A 4,763-nucleotide genomic window follows, 5' to 3' on the forward strand; every position below is an offset into this window, starting at 1 on the left:
GGGGGAGATACGCGCCCGCCGAAACCGCCTTTGCCCTGTTGACTCCTCCTTACTTACGCGCAATAAAATCTATACGCATGTTCATTTTTACATGCGCATTCGTATAGGAGGAGACGGAATGCCAATGCCTAGGCTCATGGGAATTCTCGCCGCGGCCACCGCCGCTTCGGCGCTGACGGCAGGTGCTGCCCTGTCGGAGGAGATCACGGTCGCAACGGTCAACAACGGCGACATGATCATCATGCAGAAACTGTCGTCGGAATGGGAGAAGGCCACCGGCAACAAGGTCAACTGGGTTGTGCTGGAAGAGAACGTGCTGCGCGAGCGCGTCACCACCGATATCGCCACCAAGGCCGGCCAGTTCGACGTGATGACAATCGGCGGCTACGAGACCCCGATCTGGGGCAAGGCCGGCTGGCTGACGCCGCTCAACGACCTCGGCGACGACTATGACTATGACGACCTGATCGCGCCGGTGCGCAGCGGCCTCACCGTCGACGGCAAGCTCTATGCCGTGCCTTTCTATGCCGAAAGCTCGTTCACGCTCTACCGCAAGGACCTGTTCGACGCCGCCGGGCTGAAGATGCCGGAAGCGCCGACCTACGACCAGATCACCGAATTCGCCGCCAAGCTCACCGACAAGTCGAAGGAGCAGTATGGCCTCTGCCTGCGCGGCAAGCCGGGCTGGGGCGAGAACATGGCCTATGTCGGCACGCTGGTGAACACCTTCGGCGGCCGCTGGTTCGACATGGACTGGAAGCCGCAGATCAATTCCGACGCCTGGAAGAAGGCGATCGGCTGGTATGTGGACACCATGAAGAAGTATGGACCGCCGGGCATCAGCTCCAACGGCTTCAACGAGAACCAGACGCTGTTCGCCTCCGGCCATTGCGCCATGTGGATCGACGCTACCTCCGCCGCGGGACGCGTCTATGATCCGAAGCAGAGCAAGGTGGCCGACAAGGTTGCCTTTGCCAAGGCGCCGGTCGCTGTCACGCCCAACGGCTCGGCCTGGGGCTGGGCGTGGAGCCTCGCCATCCCGACCTCGACCAAGAAGGCGGAAACGGCGAAGTCCTTCGTCAAATGGGCGACGTCCAAGGCCTATGTCCAGCGCGTCGGCGAGACCGAAGGCTGGGTCGCCGCACCTCCGGGAACGCGCAAGTCCACCTATGCCAGCCCGGACTACCAGAAGGCGGCGCCCTTCGCCGCGACGGTGCTCGCCGCGATCGAATCCGCCGATCCGACCAAGCAGACCAAGGACCCGGTTCCCTATACCGGCATCCAGTTCGTCGCCATCCCGGAATTCCAGGGCATCGGCACGCAGGTCGGCCAGGCGGTCGCTGCCGCCGTCACCGGCGAGCAGTCGGTCGACGACGCGCTGAACGGCGCCCAAGCCTCCGTGGAGAAGACGATGGAGGAGGCGGGCTACATCAAATAGCGGCCCCCGGCCGGGAGACGGAGCGTGCGCGTCTCCCGGTCATCCGGCCAGCGGCAAAACTCCCTTGCCGCGGCCGGAGGATGCGCGGATCCGCCTGAGCAATTCCAGCGGTTTTCCGTCCGGAATTGCGTGAGCAAACGGCGGATCCGTGCGTTCCTTGCCAGCCGCGCCCGCTGACACCGTTCGAAACTCGCAAACTGGAATTCGCAATGAAGCTGACCAACAAGACTGCCCTGATCACCGGCGGCGCGCGCGGCATCGGCCTTGGCTTCGCGCAGGCCTATGCGCGCGAAGGGGCAAGGGTGGTGATCGCCGACATCGACATCGAGCGCGCCACGCGGGCGGCGGCCGCGATCGGCCCGGCGGCCAGCGCCAGAAAACTCGACGTCACCGATCTCGCCGCGATCGAGGCTGTCGCCGCCGAGGTCGACCGCGAATCCGGCGGCATCGATATCCTCATCAACAATGCCGCCGTCTTCGACATGGCGCCGATAACCGACATCACCGAGGCGAGCTACGAACGGATCTTCGGCATCAACCTCAAGGGACCGCTGTTCATGATGAAAGCCGTCGCCAACCTGATGATCAAGCGCGGTCGCGGCGGCAAGATCATCAACATGGCGAGCCAGGCCGGCCGGCGCGGCGAGGCGCTGGCGATGCTCTATTGCGCCTCCAAGGCGGCGATCATCTCGGCCACGCAGTCGGCGGCGCTCGCCCTGGTCAAGCACGGCATCAACGTCAACGCCATTGCCCCCGGCGTCGTCGACGGCGAGCACTGGGACGATGTCGACGCTCATTTCGCCAAATGGCAGGGCCTGAAGCCGGGCGAGAAGAAGGCGCAGGTGACGAAGGCGGTGCCGATCGGCCGTTTCGCCAAGCCCGAGGACATCGCCGGCCTCGCCGTCTTCCTTGCCTCGTCCGAYAGCGACTACATCCTCGCCCAGACCTACAATGTCGACGGCGGCAACTGGATGRGTTGAGGCCCCCGCACGGCAATTCCAGGAAAACGTGGAACGGTTAGCCAAAGGGTGAACTGCTCCAGAGGGAGGTGAACATGAAGGCGATCCGATTTGCCGCCGCGGGCGTTGCCGGCATGGCGGAACTCGACACGCCGAGGATCAGGCCCGGCCACGCTTTGGTGCGGGTGCGCGCCGCCGRCCTGTGTCATACCGACATCGAGGTCCTGCACGGCCGCTACGGCGAAGGCGCGTTCCCGCTGGTTCCAGGCCATGAATATGCCGGCACGGTCGAGGCGGTGGCCGACGACGTGACCGCGGTGAAGCCCGGCGACCGCGTTGCCGTCGATCCCAACATCCCTTGCGGGCGCTGTGCGGCCTGCGCGAAAGGCCTCACCAATCTCTGCGCCGAACTGAAAGCCTATGGCGTGACCGAGAATGGCGGCTTCGCCGAGTACAGCCTGGTCGCTGTCGACCATCTGCACGGCATCGGCGATCTCGGCTTCGAGACGGCAGCACTGGCCGAGCCGCTGGCCTGCGTGCTGAACGGCCTCGGTGCCGCCGGTGTCGGGGAGGGCGGGCGCGTGCCCGGCAACGCACTCGTCTTCGGCGCCGGGCCGATCGGCCTGCTCATGGCTTTGTCGCTGAAGGCGAGGGGAGTGCCAAGCGTGGCGGTCGCCGACATCAGCGAGCCCCGGCTTGCCTTCGCCGAGTCCCTCGGGCTGGAGCCATTTGCGTCCGGATCACGGGAACTGGCCGCAAGGGCGAAGGGCTTCGATTTCGTCGCCGACGCCACCGGCGTCGCCAGGGTGGTCGAGGGCATGATCGGCTTCACCGCCGACGGCGGGACGGCGCTGGTCTTCGGTGTTTGCGCGCCCGATGCCAGGATTTCGCTCGCGCCGTTCGAGATCTTTCGCCGCCAGATCAGGTTTGCCGGGTCGCATTCGCTGAACCGCAACATTCCCCAGGCGCTCGACATTCTGAGCCGCGACGACGGCACCATGGCGCGGCTGGTCAGCCACCGGCTGCCGCTTGCCGAGGTGCTGCCGTTCTTCGCCAAGGGCGACGGCAGCGCGGCGACGATGAAAGTACAGTTTTCCTCGCAACAGTAGGGGGCGGGGATGCGGCGCTTTTCACGCAAAGGCGGGCCTGTGGCCGGGGTCGATATCCCGCGTCTTTGCGCCGAAAGGTGACTCGAAGTACACAGTCGCGGAGCGGTTCGGACAGGGTTAATCGCATGGCAAAGACGATAAAAACGATGGAGGATTTCTCCGCCTTTGTCGGCTTGTCTCGTACGACGGTCTCCAAATATTTCAACGATCCGGGCTCGGTGCGGCAGAACACGCGCAGCGCCATCGAGGCTGCGCTGAAGGAGTCCGACTTCCGGCCGAGCATGTTCGCGGTCAACCTCAACCGCCGCCGCTCCAATATCCTCGGCGTCATCATCCCGAGTTCCACCGACCCGTTCTACATGGCGCTGACGCGCCGCATCGAGCTGATCGCCAACGAGGCCGGCTTCCTCGCCTTCGTGCTCTCCTCCGACGGACGCGCCGAGATGGAGGACCAGGCGATCCGGACGTTCCGGTCGATGAACATCGCCGGCGCAATCATCGCGCCGCTCGGCGTGCGCTCGCATCACCGCGTGCTCGCCGAACTCGGCTCCTCGATCCCGCTGATCTATGTCGACTCGCCGCTCGACGAGACCTCATCCTTCGTCGGCACCGACAATCGGCAGAGTTTCCGGCTGATCGTCGATTATCTCTGCCGCTCCGGCGAGCCGCCCTGCTATTTCGCCATGCCGCTGGTCAACAACAACGCCTCGGCCAGGCAGAAGGCCTATGTCGAGGCCATGCAGCAGCTTGGGATGCCGCCGTTGATCGTGCCGGTCGAGGACGTGCGGTCCTGGGATTTCGAAAAGTTCGGCTTCGACGAGGCGCTTCGCATCCTGAAGGGCGAGGGTTTTCCGACCAGGACGGTGCTGTGCGCCAACGACCGCGTCGCCTTCGGCGTGCTCGGCGCCGCCTACCAGCTCGGCCTCAAGGTCGGCCACGGCGCCGATTGCGACCTGCGCGTCGCCGGCCATGACGACCATCCGCTGTCGCGCTACGCCTGTCCGCCGATCACCACGGTGGCGCAGAACTACAACGAGATCGGCCGCCTCGCCATCGAACTCCTGCTGCAGCGGGTGGACGAGGAGTCCGCCACGGCAAAACCCGGCCGCATCCTGCTCAACGCCGAACTGATGCTGCGCAGCTCGGCGTGAGGCGGTAGCGCCAATCCCCCACAAGGGGGAGGCCAACCCCCCCACAAGGGGGTGTATGGACTGGGGACATCGCGAACAGGTGTGCGAAGACATCGCGAACAGTTTC

The 4,763-nt window shown here is 65.2% G+C and carries 4 protein-coding genes; all 4 read left to right on the top strand.

Annotated elements, in window-relative coordinates:
* The first annotated feature begins 124 nt into the window (after positions 1–124).
* The 4 genes from ORS3428_RS23125 (at position 125) to ORS3428_RS23140 (ending at position 4,657) form a co-directional block, all read left to right on the top strand.
* Positions 125–1,438 carry an ABC transporter substrate-binding protein gene (locus tag ORS3428_RS23125; protein ID WP_172833720.1) on the top strand — a complete coding sequence of 438 codons (1,314 nt, stop codon included), beginning with the start codon at positions 125–127 and terminating at the stop codon, positions 1,436–1,438.
* 209 nt (positions 1,439–1,647) lie between these two features.
* Positions 1,648–2,418, top strand: coding sequence for an L-iditol 2-dehydrogenase (locus ORS3428_RS23130; RefSeq protein ID WP_071100615.1), 771 nt, complete (start codon positions 1,648–1,650; stop codon positions 2,416–2,418).
* 74 nt (positions 2,419–2,492) lie between these two features.
* The gene (locus ORS3428_RS23135; protein WP_071100616.1) at positions 2,493–3,506 is read left to right on the top strand and encodes a zinc-dependent alcohol dehydrogenase family protein; all 1,014 of its coding nucleotides are present in this window, start codon (positions 2,493–2,495) and stop codon (positions 3,504–3,506) included.
* Positions 3,507–3,652: 146 nt separating this feature from the next.
* A complete protein-coding gene (locus tag ORS3428_RS23140; RefSeq protein ID WP_071100617.1) occupies positions 3,653–4,657 on the top strand; it encodes a LacI family DNA-binding transcriptional regulator in 1,005 nt (334 codons plus the stop codon).
* Positions 4,658–4,763 lie beyond the last annotated feature (106 nt).

This window comes from Mesorhizobium sp. ORS 3428 (assembly GCF_001854785.1).
Taxonomy (GTDB): domain Bacteria; phylum Pseudomonadota; class Alphaproteobacteria; order Rhizobiales; family Rhizobiaceae; genus Mesorhizobium.